Source organism: Pantoea wallisii, from assembly GCF_002095485.1.
Taxonomy (GTDB): Bacteria; Pseudomonadota; Gammaproteobacteria; order Enterobacterales; family Enterobacteriaceae; genus Pantoea; species Pantoea wallisii.
This window is the reverse complement of sequence record NZ_MLFS01000028.1, coordinates 24,150-41,965: the sequence shown is the minus strand read 5'-3', so window position 1 is coordinate 41,965 and position 17,816 is coordinate 24,150. Positions and strand designations below refer to the sequence as shown.

At 59.9% G+C, this 17,816-nt stretch carries 12 protein-coding genes and 1 pseudogene; 10 read left to right on the top strand and 3 right to left on the bottom strand.

Going from position 1 to position 17,816, the window contains the following annotated elements; genetic code table 11:
• Window positions 1-140 precede the first annotated feature (140 nt).
• On the top strand, window positions 141-2,585 hold the full coding sequence (locus HA48_RS11650) for a DUF3772 domain-containing protein (RefSeq protein WP_128601458.1): 2,445 nt from the start codon (window positions 141-143) through the stop codon (window positions 2,583-2,585).
• Window positions 2,586-2,682: 97 nt separating this feature from the next.
• Here the strand turns inward: HA48_RS11650 and dld are convergent, their stop codons facing one another.
• Window positions 2,683-4,392 (bottom strand): D-lactate dehydrogenase, encoded by a 1,710-nt coding sequence (gene dld, locus HA48_RS11645; protein WP_128601457.1) that lies wholly within the window; start codon window positions 4,390-4,392, stop codon window positions 2,683-2,685.
• A gap of 155 nt (window positions 4,393-4,547) precedes the next feature.
• Between dld and bglX the strand changes: the two genes are divergently transcribed.
• Both bglX and HA48_RS11635 read left to right on the top strand, forming a co-directional pair.
• Entirely contained in the window at window positions 4,548-6,845 is a 2,298-nt protein-coding gene (gene bglX, locus HA48_RS11640; RefSeq protein WP_128601456.1) for a beta-glucosidase BglX, read from the top strand.
• A 101-nt stretch (window positions 6,846-6,946) separates the two neighbouring features.
• Window positions 6,947-7,828, top strand: coding sequence for an oxygenase MpaB family protein (locus HA48_RS11635; RefSeq protein WP_128601455.1), 882 nt, complete (start codon window positions 6,947-6,949; stop codon window positions 7,826-7,828).
• Here the strand turns inward: HA48_RS11635 and HA48_RS11630 are convergent.
• Entirely contained in the window at window positions 7,819-8,112 is a 294-nt protein-coding gene (locus HA48_RS11630) for a hypothetical protein (protein WP_128601454.1), read from the bottom strand. The two genes, HA48_RS11635 and HA48_RS11630, sit on opposite strands and share 10 nt — an antisense overlap.
• A 222-nt stretch (window positions 8,113-8,334) precedes the next feature.
• On the opposite strand from HA48_RS11630, the gene HA48_RS11625 reads away from it, so the two are divergent.
• The 3 genes and pseudogenes from HA48_RS11625 (at window position 8,335) to idi (ending at window position 12,204) form a co-directional block, all read left to right on the top strand.
• Window positions 8,335-9,447: a suppressor of fused domain protein gene (locus HA48_RS11625; protein ID WP_128601453.1), complete on the top strand. Its 1,113-nt coding sequence runs from the start codon at window positions 8,335-8,337 to the stop codon at window positions 9,445-9,447.
• Between the two features lie 150 nt (window positions 9,448-9,597).
• Window positions 9,598-11,492, top strand: a pseudogene (locus HA48_RS22795) (methyl-accepting chemotaxis protein).
• Between the two features lie 178 nt (window positions 11,493-11,670).
• A complete protein-coding gene (idi, locus tag HA48_RS11615) occupies window positions 11,671-12,204 on the top strand; it encodes an isopentenyl-diphosphate Delta-isomerase (protein WP_128601452.1) in 534 nt (177 codons plus the stop codon).
• Window positions 12,205-12,236: 32 nt separating this feature from the next.
• On the opposite strand, the gene HA48_RS11610 is transcribed toward idi, so the two are convergent.
• A complete protein-coding gene (locus tag HA48_RS11610; RefSeq protein WP_128601451.1) occupies window positions 12,237-13,703 on the bottom strand; it encodes an MFS transporter in 1,467 nt (488 codons plus the stop codon).
• A gap of 217 nt (window positions 13,704-13,920) precedes the next feature.
• Here HA48_RS11610 and osmF point away from each other — a divergent pair, with 217 nt between their 5' ends.
• From osmF to HA48_RS11590, 4 genes are read left to right on the top strand one after another with little or no spacing between them, the layout of a single operon-like run.
• On the top strand, window positions 13,921-14,829 hold the full coding sequence (gene osmF, locus HA48_RS11605; protein WP_128601450.1) for a glycine betaine ABC transporter substrate-binding protein OsmF: 909 nt from the start codon (window positions 13,921-13,923) through the stop codon (window positions 14,827-14,829).
• Window positions 14,830-14,832: 3 nt separating this feature from the next.
• Window positions 14,833-15,999, top strand: coding sequence for an ABC transporter permease (locus HA48_RS11600; RefSeq protein WP_128601449.1), 1,167 nt, complete (start codon window positions 14,833-14,835; stop codon window positions 15,997-15,999).
• Complete coding sequence (locus HA48_RS11595) at window positions 15,992-16,927, top strand: ABC transporter ATP-binding protein (RefSeq protein ID WP_128601448.1); 936 nt, start codon at window positions 15,992-15,994, stop codon at window positions 16,925-16,927. The genes HA48_RS11600 and HA48_RS11595 overlap by 8 nt, the downstream gene beginning before the upstream one ends.
• Window positions 16,927-17,658 (top strand): ABC transporter permease, encoded by a 732-nt coding sequence (locus tag HA48_RS11590; RefSeq protein WP_128601447.1) that lies wholly within the window; start codon window positions 16,927-16,929, stop codon window positions 17,656-17,658. Before HA48_RS11595 ends, HA48_RS11590 begins: the two co-directional genes overlap by 1 nt.
• Window positions 17,659-17,816 lie beyond the last annotated feature (158 nt).

The following is a 17,816-nucleotide window of genomic DNA, read 5'->3' as shown; positions in this document are numbered from 1 at the left end:
GTGGCACGCGCACCATAAGCAAATTCACTAATCGTTAGCACCAACGTTTTAACCACCATTCCTATAGTTTACGTAGCGGCAACGGCCTACACTGGCGGCCATTCACGTTTAACTGGCAATGACGCTGGAATCTCACTCATATGTTTACGTTTCGCTCTCTGTTTACGCCACTCCTGCTGTTGCTGGTACTGCTGACGCCTGCGCTCAGCCAGGCGGATGACAATGCCACATCTTCTCAGCAGGAAGAGGAGGCGGCCCCCAGGGTTAACGCTACGGTCGAGCTGCCGAAAATGCAGAAGATCCTCGACAAAATCAAAGGTCAGGTATCGGGCGATACCAATGAAAGCCAGCTTAATCAGCTCAATGAGATGGCGCTTGAGCTGTCAGGCAATGCTGAAACGCTGGGTCAGGCGCTGATTCCACAGCGTCAGCAGCTGGATGCCCAGCTGGCGGTACTCGGCCCGGCGCCCAAAGCCGACAGCGGCGTGAAAGAGACGCCGGAAGTGACGCGCAAACGCGCCGCGCTGGAGAATCAGAAGAGCAAGCTGGACGACCAGATCAAACAGGCGGACGGCATTAAAAACGGGGCGCTGGTGCTCTCCTCGCAAATCGTCAACCTGCGTCGCGACCAGCTGAAAAACCAGCTGGCGCTTAATTCCGGCAGTATCTTCGGCCCGCGCTTCTGGGCACCGCTGTTTAGCCAGCAGGATCTGGACGGCGAGAAGATCAGTGATTTTGGCGATGAGCTGCAGGCCACTGCTGCGCTGTCATGGGAGTCCGGCTGGCGCGTGGGTACGGTCGGCTGGCTGCTGGCTGCGATGCTGGTGATGACGCTGGGCCGGCGCTACGGCGAAGAGTTTCTCGCCTGGGTCAGTATCCATAAACTGCCGGAAGGGCGTCTGCGCCGCAGCTTCCTCGCCGCGGCGATTGCGCTGACTACGCTGGCGGCTGTGGTGCTCACCTTTAACTTTATCTCGCTGGCGTTTACCCGCCGCGATGAGGTCTCCAGCGATGTGCAGGATTTTGTTGATCGGCTGGTCCAGCTGAGCGTCTATTGCGGATTGATCGCCGGTCTCGGCCGTGCGTTTCTCTCCACGCGCCGCCCCAGCTGGCGCTTACCGGCCATCTCAAACGAGGTGGCGCAGGCGCTAAAACCGTTCCCGCCGATTACGGCGGCGCTGGTGTTTATCTTCCAGACCGCCGAGTCGTTTAACTACACGGTCGGCACCAGCCTGAACACCACCATTCTGTTTAACGGCCTGACGGCGCTGCTGATCGGCAGTACCGGGCTGGCCATCAGTATGCGCACCAACCGCGTGCGTCGTCGCATGGCGCAGGCGGGGAATCCGCCGGAAGCACGTCCGACCGTGGTCGGGCTGGTGCAGCTGGCGCTGACGGTCACGGCGGTGGCGATTTTGATTGCGCTGTGCGTGGGCTATGTCACGCTGGCGCGCTTCCTCAGTTATGAGGTGATCTGGTGCGGCATTCTTTTTGGCTCCTTCTACTTCCTTAGCCATTTGATCAACGACGGCTGTGAAAGTTTGTTCTCAACCAGTAATGTCACCGGTAAACGCCTGCAAACCTCGCTGAATATTGATGAGCGCTATCTCCAGCAAGCCGCAACGCTGCTGAGTGCGATAGGTAAAACCCTGCTGATCGCCTTTGTGGCGCTGGCGCTGCTGAACGGTACCTTCGCCTCTTCAACACCGATTGAGTTGATCCAGAAGGTGATTGAGTTCTGGGGCGGTAAGGGGCTGGAGTCGCTGAACATCGTTCCGGCGCACATGGTCAATGCTATTCTCTGTCTGGTGGTGGGGATCTATGTGCTGCGCGCGGTACGGCGCTGGCTGGATAAGGATTTTCTGCCGAAAACCACCATGGATATCGGCATGCGCGTGTCGCTGGTGACGCTGTTCAGTAACATCGGTTACGTGCTGATTATTCTGCTGACGCTGTCGATTATGGGCCTGCAGTGGAACAAACTGGCGTGGATCGTCAGCGCCTTGTCGGTCGGTATCGGTTTCGGTTTACAGGAGATTGTGAAGAACTTTATCTCCGGCCTGATCCTGTTGACGGAGCGTCCGGTAAAGGTGGGCGATCTGGTGAGCATCAGCGGCATTGAAGGGGATATTCGCCGCATTAACGTGCGCGCCACCGAGATTCAGCTGGGTGATAAATCAACGGTCATTGTGCCGAACTCACAGCTGATTTCACAAAACGTACGTAACGCGACCATGGGCAATGCGCAGGGCGTGGTGACCATCTTACTGACCTTCCCGCTGGATATCGATCCGGTGCAGGTGCGGGAGATTCTGCTGGATGTTTACCGTGAGAACGAGCGCATCCTGGAGACGCCAGAGCCCTCGGTATCCTTTAAGGATCTGACGCCCAACGGCATCGTGCTGAGCGTTACCGGCAACGTGGCCAGTCAGCGCCAGACCTCCGGTGCCAAGAGCGATCTGCTGTTCGATATTCTGACGCGCCTGCGCAAAGAGGGCATTCTGCTCTCTACGCCGCAGACCATGATCATTGAGCGCCGCGCCGTGCCCGCCACGGTGCAGGAGCAGTCCGATCCGTTGCCATAAAAACGGGTTGATTCATCGCGGTGGAAACGCCAGGGCGGCACAAATGCCGACCCTACAACCCCAGGTGGGCATTCATGGCCACCTGGGGTTATATCCTTCAAACCTTCACCGCCCACCCTTTCTGCTTGCTGGTTTTCCCTATACCCGGATTAAAGGTATTGGTTGGGTCAAGCCGGCGATAAAACGCCTGCAGCTGCGGTTTGGCCTCATACAGATGACCGACATTATGCTCCGCCGGATACTCCGCGCCGCGCGCCTCAAGCAGCGCCAGCATGCGCGCCTTCAGGGCATGTGCATCAACGCCTTTTTTGACAATGTAATCCTGATGGAACACGTGGCAGAAGAAGTGGCCGTAGTAGAGACGATGAATCAAATCCCGATCAAATTCCGGCGGTAGCTGCTCAAACCAGTCGCGATCGTTGCGGCGCAGCGCGATATCCAGCGCCAGAATATCCTCTACTTCATCAGCATGCACCGCGTGATAACGCACGGCTGCTCCGGCGGCGGCAAAGCGATGCAGAAATGCGTGCGCACCCTCTTTAGCGTCGCAGGCGAAAAACTCGCCGCCGCCTTCGCGGAAGTACTCCTGCAGCCAGGCCTGCGCTTCGGCCACGCCGTCGCCCGACATTTTCAGCATCAGGTGGTGCTCAAACTTATCGCGGTACTGTTTGAGACGTTTGGGCAGATGCGCGGGCAACCAGCCGCTGATGCGCTGCAACACGCGGTCGGTAAGGTGCGGCTTCACAAAGCTCAGCTTCGCCAGCCAGGCATCCACGCGGCCTTTCAGGGTGAAAAACAGCGGCATCTTGTCGGTGCCGAGTTTATCAATCATCACAAAAGTGTCTTTACCGTACACCTGTGCGATATCAAAAATGTCGCGGTGCATATATTCACCCGCCACCGGCAGATGCGTGAACTCCGCCAGAATGTGGCGGCGAATCTCCCCCAGCGTGGCCGGATCGTTGGTGCCGATATAGAACACCTGCTGCTTTGGTTCAGTGGGGAAGGTATCCAGACGCACCGCAAACACCGCCAGCTTGCCGGCGCAGCCGGAGGCTTCAAACAGGCGACGCGCATCGGCGTTAAAGCGTGCCGGGGTATCAGCCTGAATATCGCGCACGCGCTCCGCATATTCATGATCGGAGGCGTGTCGCTCGTCCCAGCGCACATCGTCGGGCTGCCAGCGATCGTCATCCAAACGCCCCAGCATCTCTTCCGGCGAGTGGCCGAGATCAATGCCAAGGTGGTTCACCAGCTTGAGCTTGCCGTCAGCGTCCACCTGGGCAAACAGCGCCATCTCGCTGTAGGCCGGGCCGCGTTTAATCAGCGAGCCACCGGAGTTGTTGCAGATGCCGCCCATAACAGAGGCGCCAATACACGATGAGCCGATAACCGAGTGCGGTTCGCGTCCCAGCGGTTTAAGCGTTTTCTCCAGCTGGTATAGCGTGCTGCCGGGGAAGGCGAGAATCTGTTTGCCGCCGTCGATCAGCTGTAGTTTATCCAGGCGCAGCGTGCTGATGATCACCACCGGGCGATCGTAATCGTTGCCGTTTGGCGTGGAGCCTTCCGTCAGGCCGGTGTTGGCCGCCTGCATCAGGATCACTGCGTCGGCCTTCACCAGCGCCTGCAGCAGGCGCCAGAGCTCCAGCAGCGAGCCGGGAAACGCCACCGCCAGCGCTTCGCCTTCGCCGGAGCGGAAACCTTTGCGATAGCGTGCGGTCTGCTCCGCGTCGGTCAGCAGGTTGGCTGGCCCGACTAAACGACGCAGTTCGGCCAGCAGGGCCGGGTGTGAGGGAGTGTTATGCATGGGCCTATCCTTGTCGTTAACATGGCGCTTCTACTGTAGCACGCGTCAGCGGCATGGTCGCTGTGTGACATTGGCGGCTACCTGCTATCCTCATCTTGTGGCAAACTGCCCGGGCTATTTCGATATTGCGCAGTCACTTATGAGAACCCGACCTGATGAAATGGATTTACTCTGTTAGCCTCGCTGTCTCCCTTGCCCTGCAGCCTGCCTTTGCGGATGCGCTGCCTGGCACGCACCCGATGAGTGAACAGGCGCGTGACGCCTTTGTTAATCAGCTGCTCAGCAAAATGACCCTCGACGAAAAGATCGGCCAGATGCGCCTGATCAGCGTCGGTCCGGATACGCCGAAAGAGGCGATCCGCGACATGATTCAGCACGGTCAGGTTGGGGCCATCTTCAATACCGTGACGCGTCAGGATATCCGCGCCATGCAGGATCAGGTGATGCAACTCAGCCGCCTGAAAATCCCCCTATTCTTCGCCTACGATGTGGTGCACGGTCAGCGCACCATCTTCCCGATTCCGCTCGGCCTGGCCGCCAGCTGGGATCTCGAGGCGATCGGCGAAGTGGGCCGCGTCTCCGCCCGGGAAGCCGCCGACGATGGCCTCAACATGACGTGGGCACCGATGGTGGATGTGTCACGCGAACCGCGCTGGGGCCGTGGCTCCGAAGGGTTCGGCGAGGATACCTATCTGACATCGCAAATGGGTAGCACCATGGTAAAAGCCATGCAGGGCAAAAGCGCGGCGGATCGCTACTCGATCATGACCAGCGTTAAGCACTTTGCTGCCTATGGCGCCGTGGAGGGCGGCCGCGATTACAACACCGTCGACATGAGCCCGCAGCGCCTGTTCCAGGACTATCTGCCGCCATATAAAGCCTCACTGGATGCCGGCAGCGGCGGCGTGATGGTGGCGCTGAACTCGCTGAATGGCACGCCAGCCACCGCCGACAGCTGGCTGCTGAAAGATCTGCTGCGCAGCGAGTGGAAATTCAAAGGCATTACCATTAGCGATCACGGCGCGATTAAAGAGCTGATTAAGCACGGCGTCGCCAGCGATCCGCAGGAAGCGGTACGCATTGCGCTGAAATCCGGCATCGACATGAGTATGAGCGACGAGTACTACAGCAAATACCTGCCGGGGCTGGTAAAAAGCGGCGCGGTGACCATGGCGGAGATTGACGATGCGGCGCGCCACGTGCTGAACGTCAAATATGATATGGGGCTGTTTAACGATCCCTATAGTCATCTGGGACCAAAAGGCAGCGATCCGCAGGACACCAATGCCGAAAGCCGTCTGCACCGCGCGGAAGCGCGTGACGTGGCGCGTAAAAGTATCGTCCTGCTGAAAAACTGGCGTGAAACGCTGCCGCTGCAAAAAGAGGCGACCGTGGCGCTGGTCGGCCCGCTGGCGGACAGCCAGCGCGACATCATGGGCAGCTGGTCAGCAGCAGGTGTGGCGAAGCAGTCGATTACCCTGTTGCAGGGTATGCGCAATGCCATGGCCGGCAAAGGTACCGTGTTGTATGCCAAAGGAGCCAATGTGTCGGACAACAAAGGCATCCAGAACTTCCTTAATCTGTATGAGCAGGCGGTCAGCGTTGATACGCGCTCGCCGCAGCAGCTGATTGATGAAGCTGTGGCCCAGGCGAAAAAAGCCGATGTGGTGGTAGCGGCAGTCGGCGAAGCGCAGGGGATGGCGCATGAAGCCTCCAGCCGTAGCGAGCTGACCATCCCGGCCAGCCAGCAGGCGCTGCTGGCGGCGCTGAAAGCCACCGGCAAACCGCTGGTGATCGTGCTGATGAATGGCCGCCCGCTGACGGTGGTGAATCAGGATAAGATGGCCGACGCGATGCTGGAGACCTGGTTTAGCGGCACCGAAGGCGGTAACGCCATCGCGGATGTGCTGTTCGGTGACTACAACCCATCGGGCAAGCTGCCGGTCTCCTTCCCGCGCTCGGTCGGGCAGATTCCGATCTACTACAACCACCTGCCAACTGGCCGCCCTTATAACTTCGAGAAGCCAAACAAATATACCTCTCACTACTATGATGCGGTGAACGGTCCGCTCTATCCGTTTGGTTACGGCCTGAGCTACACCACCTTTACCGTCTCACCGGTGAAGATGTCGGCCAAAACCATGCCGCGCAACGGCACGGTAGAAGCCAGCGTGACGGTAACCAACACCGGCAAGCGCGACGGGGCGACGGTGGTGCAGATGTATCTTAACGATCCGGTCGCCAGCATCAGTCGTCCGGTGCAGGAGTTACGCGGCTTCCAGCGCATTATGCTGAAGGCCGGGGAGTCGCAAACCGTGCGCTTTAAGATTGATGTCGATGCGCTGAAGTTCTGGAATCAGAAAATGCAGCACGTGGCGGAACCGGGCAAGTTTAACGTGATGATTGGCCTGGATTCGGTACGCACGCAGGATGCGCAGTTCGATTATCTGTAAGCCAGAGGGGCAGCAGCAATGCTGACCCGGCATGGTATGCTGGTGTAACGTCGCCGGCCCGGCCTCTGTGCCGGGCCGGTTAATCAGCATAACGTGTCACTATTATGAATCTTCGCCATCGCATCGAGCAGCAGGTCTTTCGCCTGAATGGCCTGTCGCTCAACGAATTTGATATCTCCCAGCCACCCGGCGATCCCGGCCTGTTTGGTCCCGATCATATTATCTGGCGCATTCACGGCGATTTTCCCGCCATGCTGTGCGGCGGTATCAGTGCGCTGATGCTGCAAATGCTGCATCCGGCCGCGCTGGCAGGCGTATGGGATCACTCCAATTTCCGTGAGGACATGCTGGGCCGGCTGCGGCGCACCAGCCAGTTCATTGCCGTCACCACCTTTGGTAATACCCGGGATGCCAGGCTGCTGATTGAGCGCGTCAAACGTATCCACCTGCGCGTGGCCGGCGTTGATAACGCGGGTAAGGCTTATGCCGCAAGCGATCCGCACCTGCTCACCTGGGTGCACGTGGCGGAGACCAGCCGTTTTCTCGCTGCCCATCTGCGCTACAAAAATCCGCAGCTCAGCCTGGCCGATCAGGACCGTTACTACCGGGAAGCCGCGCGGGTTGCTGAAGCCCTTGGCGCACAACGGCTACCCAAAAGCGTGCAGGACGTGGAGGCCTATCTGCAGGCGATGCGTGCGGAGCTGGTGTTTGATGAACGTACGCGCGAAGTGATGCAGCTGCTGTTTAACGCCCCGGCACCCAGCCTGCTGGCGAAGCCGGCCATGCGCACCATGCTGGAGGCCGGCCGGGGATTACTGCCGCTATGGGCGCAGCAGTTAACCGGGCAGCCGGTCGGGCCGCTTACGCAGCGGTGGGTAGATAAAAAGATGATGTTGATCGCGGCAACGCTGCGCTGGTCTATTCAGCGCGGTGCGTATGCACGCGCCATGCAACGTATGGGCCGCGATGCGCGCTACAGGTGAAACTCATCCTGTTTTTGCATGTACGCGCGCGGCGCGCGGGCCTGACGCTGTAACGCCAGCCGGCGCTGCTGAACATGGTGGAGCAGCATCCCCAGCCCCGCGCCGAGCAGTGCCAGCGGCGGCAGAAAATAGTAGATGTCCAGCGGTAACAGCAGCAGCAGGGCAGCACCGCCCAGCATCAGCGTGACGGCTGTCATAACCCACGTGTAGCGGATAAATAGCCACAGCAGAAAGGCGAAAATCACTACGTCGCGCAGGTTCAGATCGAGATTTTGCAGCGTCATGCAGGGCGCTCCGGACAAGAGAGTGCGCTGACAATAGCATGCGAAACGGCAAAATAATCGCGAATAAATCTGAAGCTTTACAGCACAACCCGCCGGCAAACATCAGCCCTCCTTAAGTGACGCCGCGCACTTTGAGAGTTTTACCCTTGTGTCACGTGGCGCGAGTGCCGATCCTGCTCTATTCTCGGGGGAAACGGACCCCACAGGCATTGTCGAGGCGTTATGACACACCAACCCCTGATTGCTGAGGTGCCGAATCAGCAACATACATTAACCGCCATCGTCGAACAGGATGCGCGCACCGCCTATTTCTACATCTGGCCGAACGATCTGTTCCGCAGCCAGTATGCGGTACGCGGCTGCTGGCTGCGGAACCTGCTGCCGGCACCGGCGCAGGAGGATCGTGCCGCGATGGAGCAGGGCATTGCGCCACTGCTCAGCGCCGGGTACTGCCGCACGCTCGAAGCCGAACCGATGCTTGATCCCGCCGGTTTGCAGATCCTGTGGGAACCCAGCGACGACGGCGCGGCGCTCTGGTACTACGGCCAGCTGCTGGCGGTGATTCCAGGCTGGAGCCTCTATCAGGATAAGCAGGTGAGTTTTTCGGCAGGCTGTATCAAAGAGAACCGTCTGACGGCGCCGCTCGGCTCGGCATCCACCAATGCGTACTATGCGCGTGCCGAGCAGCAGCGCCACTTCTGGCGTGACTGGCACGATGGTCACCTGTGGGATACGGTGCAGCGCGATCTGCTGCAGAGCTACCAGGCGCAGTTTGGTGAATCGGTGAAGTATTACGCCATTGACCAGGGAAGCTGGCCGCCGATGGCCATTTCGCAGCACTGGCATAACGGTGTGTGGTACTTCCTGACGCTTGGCATGAGTATCCGCCCGATGCCGCAGGTGGATTACCTGTTTGATGAGCTGGCGCCGCAGTACCGGCGCGTTGAACTGGCGATGGCGGTAGACGGCGAAGTGATGACCGAAGCCAACGCCGTGCAGATGGCCAGTGCGCTGGCCGAGTTTGCGCACCTGCCCTGGGCACGCCTGACGTGGCTGGGAGAGGGGCACACGCTGGCTTCCGAAGTCGCGCCGGTGGGTTTTGAGAGTTTCCTGCTGGCAAATGGCCTGGCACCGGAAACCGCTCAGTTCCGGCTGCCCAAACGCGATGGCGATCGCCCGAACCTGCTATGGGCCACGCCCGTTACCGAAGCCGAGCGCCTGTTTGCGCAAGCGGACGAGGGCGGCGGTCAGCAGCTGCTGCAGCGTCTGCTGGCCGAAGGCAGCGATCATGTGTTTCGACCGCGCCAGGAGGTAGTGGCACCGCCGCCCGTGTGATGTGCAGGGTGGGGAAGGGCGCACGCCCCACCTAAATAATCTCCAAATTCAACAATTTCACCGATTCGTGATCCTGCGCACCTCAAGTTCCCTTTTAACACGCCGTTAACCTCGATCAGGCAACTCGCCAACCAGGGTAAGGGCACTCAGATGTTAAAAACCACACAATCCCGTTTTACCGCGACCTTAATCGCTTTCTTTGTTGTTTTGATGCTGGTCACCGTGCTGGTGATCAACCAATTTATTGCGCCACAGCTTAGCCAGAACGAAAGTCGTCTGGTGCGTTACGAGGTGGATGGCCTCGCCGGGCGCATCGTCGAACAGATGAACCGGGTGCAGGCGCAGCAGCGGGCCATTACCGAGGCCACCGGCGTGATGGAGAGCGCTACCATTGATACGCTGCTGCCTGCGCTGGTGAACCAGTATCAGGACAGCAACGTGTTTGGCGGCGGTATCTGGCCGCTGCCCAACCGTCGCGATCCGGCGAAAGAGAAGGACAGCACCTTCTTTGCGCGCAACGCCAGTAATCAGTTACAGGTCAACACCTACTGGAACTCCGATGCTGCCGACAAGTACTGGGAGCAGCCGTGGTACAAAGACGGTCTTGCCGCAGCGAAAGGCCAGTGCGCCTGGGCCAAAGCGTATCAGGATGCTGCCAGTCCGCAGCCGCGTACCAACTGTGCCATGGCGATTTACCGCAATGGTACCGCGTGGGGCGTGGCAACCATTGACGTGACGCTGGGCTTCTTCAATCAGCTGGCTAAACAGATGGGCGAAGCGATCCATGGCCGCGTACTGATTGTTGAAGCGGACGGCAAAGTGGTGGGCAACGCCGCGCTGGTAGACGGCACGCCGAAGCTGGAGAATCTGGCAGATACGCAGCTGCCGATGGCCGCTGCGCTGAAAGGCCTGCTGGCACAGGGCGCCAGCCAGCCCACGCAAACCACGTTTGACGGTGAAGATGGCGAGCACACGCTGTTCCTGCAGGCAATTCCCGGCAGTCCGTGGTATCTCGCCAGCGATGTGCCCTCCAGCCTGCTGGATGCGCAGACGCACAGCATGTTAACGCGTCTTGGCCTGGTGCAGATTCCGCTGGCAATTATCCTGCTGCTGGTGCTGCTTGGCTTTGTGCGGGCCATGATGCAGCGCCTGCGCTTGCTGAACAGCAATATCGAAGCGCTCTCAACCGGCGGTGCGGACTTAACGCAGCGTCTGCCTGCCAGTAACAGCCCGGAGTTCAACGCAGTGGCGCAGAGCTTCAACCAGTTCATCTCCTATCTGCAGGGCTGATGCGTCAGGTGGGCGATAGCGCGCTGGCGATCACGGCCGCCTCGCGCGAGATCGCCAGCGGCAACGCCGACCTCTCGGCGCGTACCGAATCGCAGGCCAGTTCAATCGTCGAAACGGCCGCCTCAATGGAGGAGCTGACCGGTACGGTACGTCAGAACGCCGATAACGCGACCCATGCGAATCAGCTGGCTGACGGCGCCTCGCAGGTGGCGGCACGCGGTACCGAAGTGGTGCGTCAGGTGGTGAGTACCATGGGCGCGATTAACCACTCGTCACGTAAAGTGGTGGATATCATCAGCGTTATCGACAGTATCGCCTTCCAGACCAACATCCTGGCACTGAACGCCGCCGTTGAGGCCGCTCGTGCCGGTGAGCAGGGGCGTGGCTTTGCCGTGGTTGCCTCGGAAGTGCGCAATCTGGCACAGCGCTCTGCCAACTCCGCACGGGAGATTAAAAAGCTGATTGAGGAGTCGGTAGCGAATATCGATACCGGCAGCCAGCTGGTGGAGCAGGCCGGGCAAACCATGGATGAGCTGATGCAGGGCGTCAGTAGCGTCACCACGCTGATGAGCGAAATCATGTCCGCCAGCCGCGAACAGAGCCTGGGCATTGAGCAGGTGAACGTGGCGATTACCCAGCTGGATGGCAGCACCCAGCAGAACGCCGCACTGGTGGAGCAGGTCTCTGCCGCCGCGCATGCGATGGAGGAGCAGAGCGTGCAGCTGGAGCTTGTCGTGCAGAGTTTTAAACTGTAATACCCTGGCGCCCTACGGGGCGCCTGTTCTCCCGCCCAACATAAAGCTTTTTTTACGCTTTTTCCTCTGGCTGCTAAGCTTACTGCTTATCGCGCCAGCGCACGGAATGTGCGCGATTTTCTCCGTCGACGCACCAGGGATTGTGTACAATACCTGCGATTTTTCCTAAGGAGTTGTCATGCCCGCCATTGAAGTTATCCTCGTTGACCACCTCGATCGTCCCACCGGCAAGATGGAAAAGCTGGAGGTGCATGAGAAGGGCTTACTGCATCGGGCAGTCACGGTTTACGTGTTCAATTCGCGCCATGAACTGCTGCTGCAACGCCGTGCCAGCGGCAAATATCACTGTGGCGGTTTGTGGAGTAACACCTGCTGTAGCCACCCCTATCCGCAGGAGCCCACGCGGGATGCTGCCGAGCGCCGTTTGCGCGAAGAGATGGGGCTGGAGCTGGCGTTAACGCCGGTATTTGAGTTGAGCTATAACCTGCCGCTCAGTAATGGTTTGATTGAGCACGAGTACGGCCACGTCTTTTTTGCCATCAGCGATGAAGAGCCGCGGCTGAACCCGGAAGAGGCCGATGACTGGTGCTACCGCTCGATTGCGCAAATTCAGCAGGAGATGCAGGATGAGCCCGCGAAATTCACCCCGTGGTTCCTGCATACCTTTCCGCGCATCCCTACCACGCTGGGTGACTTCCGCCTTACCGCATAACAGTAACGCCTCATCGCGAGGCGTTATATCGATCAGTGAAAATCTTCCGCATCCACATCGTAGCCTGAGGGCTCCCAGCGAATCGTCAGCAGCGCCAGCAGACCCGCCAGCGGCGCCAGCAGGATAACCCAGAACACGCCGGTACCGAACGCGGCGACCAGCAGCGGGAACACAAACAGTGAGACCGTGGAGCTGCCGCGCATCAGCGTCTGATTAAAGCCCACGCCGATGCCGCGCAGGGACGTCGGATAGCTCAGTGACGCGAAGGTCATGGTGTGCGATCCTGGCCCGAAGCCCTGTCCGAACAGGAACAGCGCCAGCATCGCAATCGCCACGGCCGCCTGCTCGCCCCCTTCCGGACGCCCAATCAGTGCCAGCCCCAGCAGCGCGATACACTGGCAGCTATAGCCGGCGACTGACATTTTCCACGCCCCCAGGCGCGGCACCAGGCGTACCGCCAGCAGACCGCCAACAAAAGCGAACAGCAGGTTCAGCGCCAGCGAGACCAGAATGGTGGTCAGCATCGACTGCGCCAGGAAGCTGGAGATAATCACCGGCAGGCCGAACGCCACCGCGTTATAGGCAAACGATGAGGCAATCGAGGTCACGGTGGCCAGAAGGGTACGGCGGCGATAGACACCCTGCAGCAGCGCGCCGTAGTTACGCCAGCTGGCTTTACGTACCGGTTGTGCCTGATGAAGGGCGGCATCCTCCGCGACCTGCGCATTGATGTTATAGGCGCTGCGCAGAATGTCGGCCGCGCCGTGCAGATTGCCCTGGTTGGCGGCCCAGACAGGTGATTCGCTCATGTAGCGGCTGCGGATGGCGATGATCAGCAGCGCGGGAACGGCGCCAAAGCCAAGGATCAGGCGCCACAGCCAGTCAGTGTGGCTCTCCGGCAGCACCGCATACAGCAGCAGCACCAGCAGGTAGGAGATGCTGATCGCTGCATACCAGGTCGGGCACCACATCGCCACGCTGGCGGCTTTGTTGCCCTGACCGCGCAATTTTGAAAACTCGGCGAGAAACGCCATCGCCACCGGCAGATCGATCCCCACGCCGAGCCCCATGACAAACCGTGCGCCAGTCAGCACATACTCATTTGGCGCGAAGGCGCAGGCCAGCGCGGCCACCACGAAGAAGAACATGTCCGCCATAAACACGCGATAACGGCCGATTTTGTCCGTGAGATACCCGCCAATCAGCGCACCGATAATCGCGCCGAACGTGATGGCAGAGGCCACCATACCAGCGCCGGCTGGCGTCAGATTAAACTCGCGCGTGACATCTTTCATGCCGAACGCCAGCGCGCCCAGATCGTAAGCATCCAGAAAGACGCCGCCGAGCGCAATCGCGATGACAATGCGCGCGTTGCTGCGCGATGTGTGACTGTGGTTCACCAGGCGGGAGACGTCAGCCGCGCTGCTAATCCACTGCGTTTCGCCCTGCGGCGTACTCCCTGCTTGCGCGACATGCGCTGAAGACGTTAAGTCGGACATGATGTTGTGTAATGTATTGTAATGAGTGGACGCATGAGAATAAGCCGCCAGTGCGCAGATAAAAATTCCATTTGGTTATAAGCGCAACGAAAGCATTCTATAAAAAGTGCACTGAATAGCAGAAAAAAGATGAAGTTCGCAGCTTGACGGCCCCCATCCCGTTTCGCCAGGCTACGCTTGATTATCACGTGAAGAAAACAACGCTGAGGAAAGCGACATGATCAAGCAGGGCGTGTTAGGGATGATCGCATTAGCGATGAGTATGGGGGCTGCACAGGCGGCTGATGCGGTAAAAGTCGGTTCAAAAATCGATACCGAAGGCTCGCTGCTGGGGAACATTATTCTGCAGGTGCTGGATAAACACGGCGTTAAAACCGTGAATAAAATTCAGCTGGGCACCACGCAGGTGGTGCGCGGTGCCATCACCGCTGGTGAACTGGATATTTATCCGGAATATACCGGTAACGGCGCGTTCTTCTTCAACGATGAGAAAGACGCGGCGTGGAAAAATGCGCAGCAGGGCTACGAGAAGGTGAAGCAGCTTGATGCGGACAAAAACCATTTGGTGTGGCTGACGCCGGCCCCGGCCAACAATACCTGGACCATTGCGGTACGCGGGGATGTGGCGCAGCAGAACAAACTCACCTCCCTGGACGATCTCAGCGCTTACCTGAAAAAGGGCGGCACCTTTAAGCTGGCGGCCTCTGCGGAGTTTATTGAGCGCGGTGATGCGCTACCGGCCTTTGAAAAAGCCTACGGCTTTAAGCTGGAGCAGTCGCAGCTGCTGTCGCTGGCGGGCGGCGATACCGCAGTGACCATCAAAGCCGCCGCGCAGCAAACTTCCGGGGTGAACGCCGCCATGGCTTACGGCACTGACGGCCCGGTCGCGGCGCTGGGCCTGCAGACGCTGAGCGATCCAAAAGGCGTGCAGCCTATCTATGCACCGGCCCCGGTGATCCGTGAAAGCGTGCTGAAGCAGTATCCTGACATCGCCACCTGGCTTAAGCCGGTGTTCAGCAAGCTGGATGAGAAGACCCTGCAGCAGCTGAACGCGCAGATTGCCGTTGACGGTCAGGATGCCAGCCAGGTCGCGAAGCAGTGGTTACAGCAGAATAAGTTGCTGTAACCCGTGTTATCGCTGTTACGTCGACCGCGCCAGCAGCCGGTGCTGCTGGCGCTATGTGTATTGATTACGCTGGCGCTGTTTACGCTGCCGCTGCTGAGTTTTGCCGCTAACCGGCTGGTCTCCGGTCAGCCGCTGATGCTGTGGCAGGTGCCGTATGCCGCATCGCTGCTGCTGCCTTTACTGGGGTTATGGCAGGGGTTGTGGTGGCCGCCGCGCCGTGGGCGCACGCTAATGGCGCTGCTGGCTGCCGAGGCGCTGTTTGTGCTGCTGATCTGGTTAGGGGGACATAGCGCGACCCAACTGGCCAGTAGCGGCAGTCCGCTGGCCCGAACCGCCTTTGGCAGCGGATTGTGGTGCGCTGCAGCGCTGTCACTGCTGCTGGCGGCAGAGGCCATTCGTCAACTCACTGCGAAAACTATCCCGCGTATTCTGCTCAACCTGCAACTCTGGCTACTTCCGCTGGCGATGCTGCTTAGCGGCCATCTCGATCATCTATCCCTGCTGAAAGAGTATGCCAACCGCACGGCGGTCTTTGATGCCGCTTTCAGTCAGCATCTGCTGCTGCTCGGAGGAACGCTTTTGCCAACCCTGCTTATCGGCGTGCCGCTCGGGCTGGCAATTGCGCGGCGCGCCCGCTGGCAAAACGCCGCCTTCAGCGTGCTGAATCTGATCCAGACCGTGCCGTCCGTCGCGCTGTTTGGCCTGCTGATCGCCCCACTGGCCGGGCTGGTTGCCCACTTTCCGGTGCTGGCCCGCTGGGGCATCAGCGGTATCGGCATCGCGCCGGCGCTGATTGCGCTGGTGCTGTATGCGCTCCTGCCGCTGGTGCGCAGCGTGGTGGCCGGATTACAGCAGGTGCCGCAGGAGGTACGCGAGACTGCGCGCGGTATGGGCATGAGCGCGTGGCAGCAGTTCTGGCACGCAGAGCTACCGCTGGCGCTGCCGGTGTGGCTCTCCGGCCTGCGCGTGGTGGTGGTACAAACCGTTGGGCTGGCCGTGGTGGCTGCGCTGATTGGTGCGGGCGGCTTTGGTGCCATTCTGTTTCAGGGATTACTGAGCAGCGCGCTGGATCTGGTGCTGCTGGGCGTGATTCCGGTGGTGGCGCTTGCGGTGCTGTTTGATGCACTGCTGCGTGTACTATCGGCATTACTGGAGAGACGTCATGATTGAATTTCACCAGGTGAGCAAAGCGTTCGCCGGTAAAGCGGCGATTCGCAATCTGTCGCTGAAGATTGAAAAGGGCAGTTTTACCGTGCTGATTGGCACCTCCGGCTCCGGAAAATCGACCACGCTGAAGATGATCAACCGGCTGGTAGAGCATGATAGCGGTGAGATCCGCTTTGCCGGTGAGCCGATCGGGCAGATGAATGCGCGTGCGCTGCGGCGCAGGATTGGCTACGCCATTCAGTCTATTGGCTTGTTCCCGCACTGGAACGTGGCGAAGAACATCGCCACCGTGCCGTCGCTGCTGGGCTGGCCGCAGGCGAAGATTCGCACCCGGGTCGATGAGCTGCTGGCGCTGCTTAATCTCGATAGCCAGCTGGCAACGCGCTATCCGCATCAGCTCTCCGGCGGGCAGCAGCAGCGTGTCGGCGTGGCGAGAGCGCTGGCGGCCGATCCGGAACTGCTGCTGATGGATGAGCCCTTCGGCGCGCTGGACCCGGTTAACCGGCAGGCGCTGCAGCAGGAGATGCTGCGCATTCAGAAACTGTCCGGGCGCACCGTGGTGCTGGTGACGCACGATATCGACGAAGCGCTTACGCTCGCCGATCAACTGGTGCTGATGGATGGCGGAGAGATTGTGCAGCAGGGTAAACCGATTGAGCTGCTGACGCAGCCGGTTAATGATTTTGCGCGCGAATTCTTTGGCCGCAGTGAGCTGGGCGTGCGCCTGCTGGCGCTGGGACGCGCAGGCAGCGCGGCGCGGCGCGGTGAGTGGCTGGAGGGCGAGCCGATTGAGGCGTCGCTGACCCTGCGTGAAGCGCTGTCGCAGTTTATTGCGCGCCGCACTGACAAACTGCCGGTGCTTGACCAGTATCAGCAACCGTTGGGCGTACTGCACTTCAGCGATCTCCTGCGCCAGCGGGAGGCGAGCTGATGCGTCTGCTACGCGATCCGCTTTACTGGCTGCTGGCGCTGTTTGGGCTGCTGCTGTGGGGCTTGCCGCACAGCGGGGCGCTGTTTGCACACTGGTTTCCACAGCTGGAGCGTCCGCTCTATCAGCAGGAGAGCTTCTGGCAGCTGGCGCTGGCGCACCTTACGCTGGTGATCAGCGGCAGTGCGCTGGCAGTGATTGTCGGCGTTGGCTGTGCGGTGTTTGCCACACGCAGCGCCGGTCGGGCATTTCGCCCGCTGCTGGAGACCGTAGCGGCCGCCGGACAAACGTTTCCGCCCGTCGCGGTACTGGCCATCGCCGTACCGGTAATGGGCTTCGGCGCGACGCCGGCCATTATGGCGCTGTTTCTGTATGGGCTGCTGCCGATTCTGCAGGGCACGCTGGCAGGCATCGACAGCGTCCCGGCCAGCAATCGCGAAATCGCCATTGGGCTGGGGATGGGGCCGTGGCAGCGCTTGTGGCAGGTTGAGCTGGCGCTGGCTGCGCCGGTGATTATGGCTGGTATACGGACATCGGTGATGATCAATATTGGCACGGCAACCATTGCGTCAACGGTCGGCGCCGAGAGCCTGGGCTCGCCGGTTATCATCGGATTGAGCGGCTTTAACACCGCCTATGTAATTCAGGGCGCGCTGCTGGTGGCGCTGCTGGCGCTGATTTGTGACCGCTTACTGGAGCGCGTGCAGCGCAAACTCAGTGGGTATGCAGAATAAGGCTGTAGCCGACCAGCATCATGCCGCCCATGCCGCCAATGGCCATCACAGCAAACAGTGTGCCGATGAAGATTTTATTCCAGTTCATAGGTAAACCTGAGAGAAGTCATGGAGTGCGGCATGATAACGCGCACACCCGGCAAGGCAAAGGCCGCGTG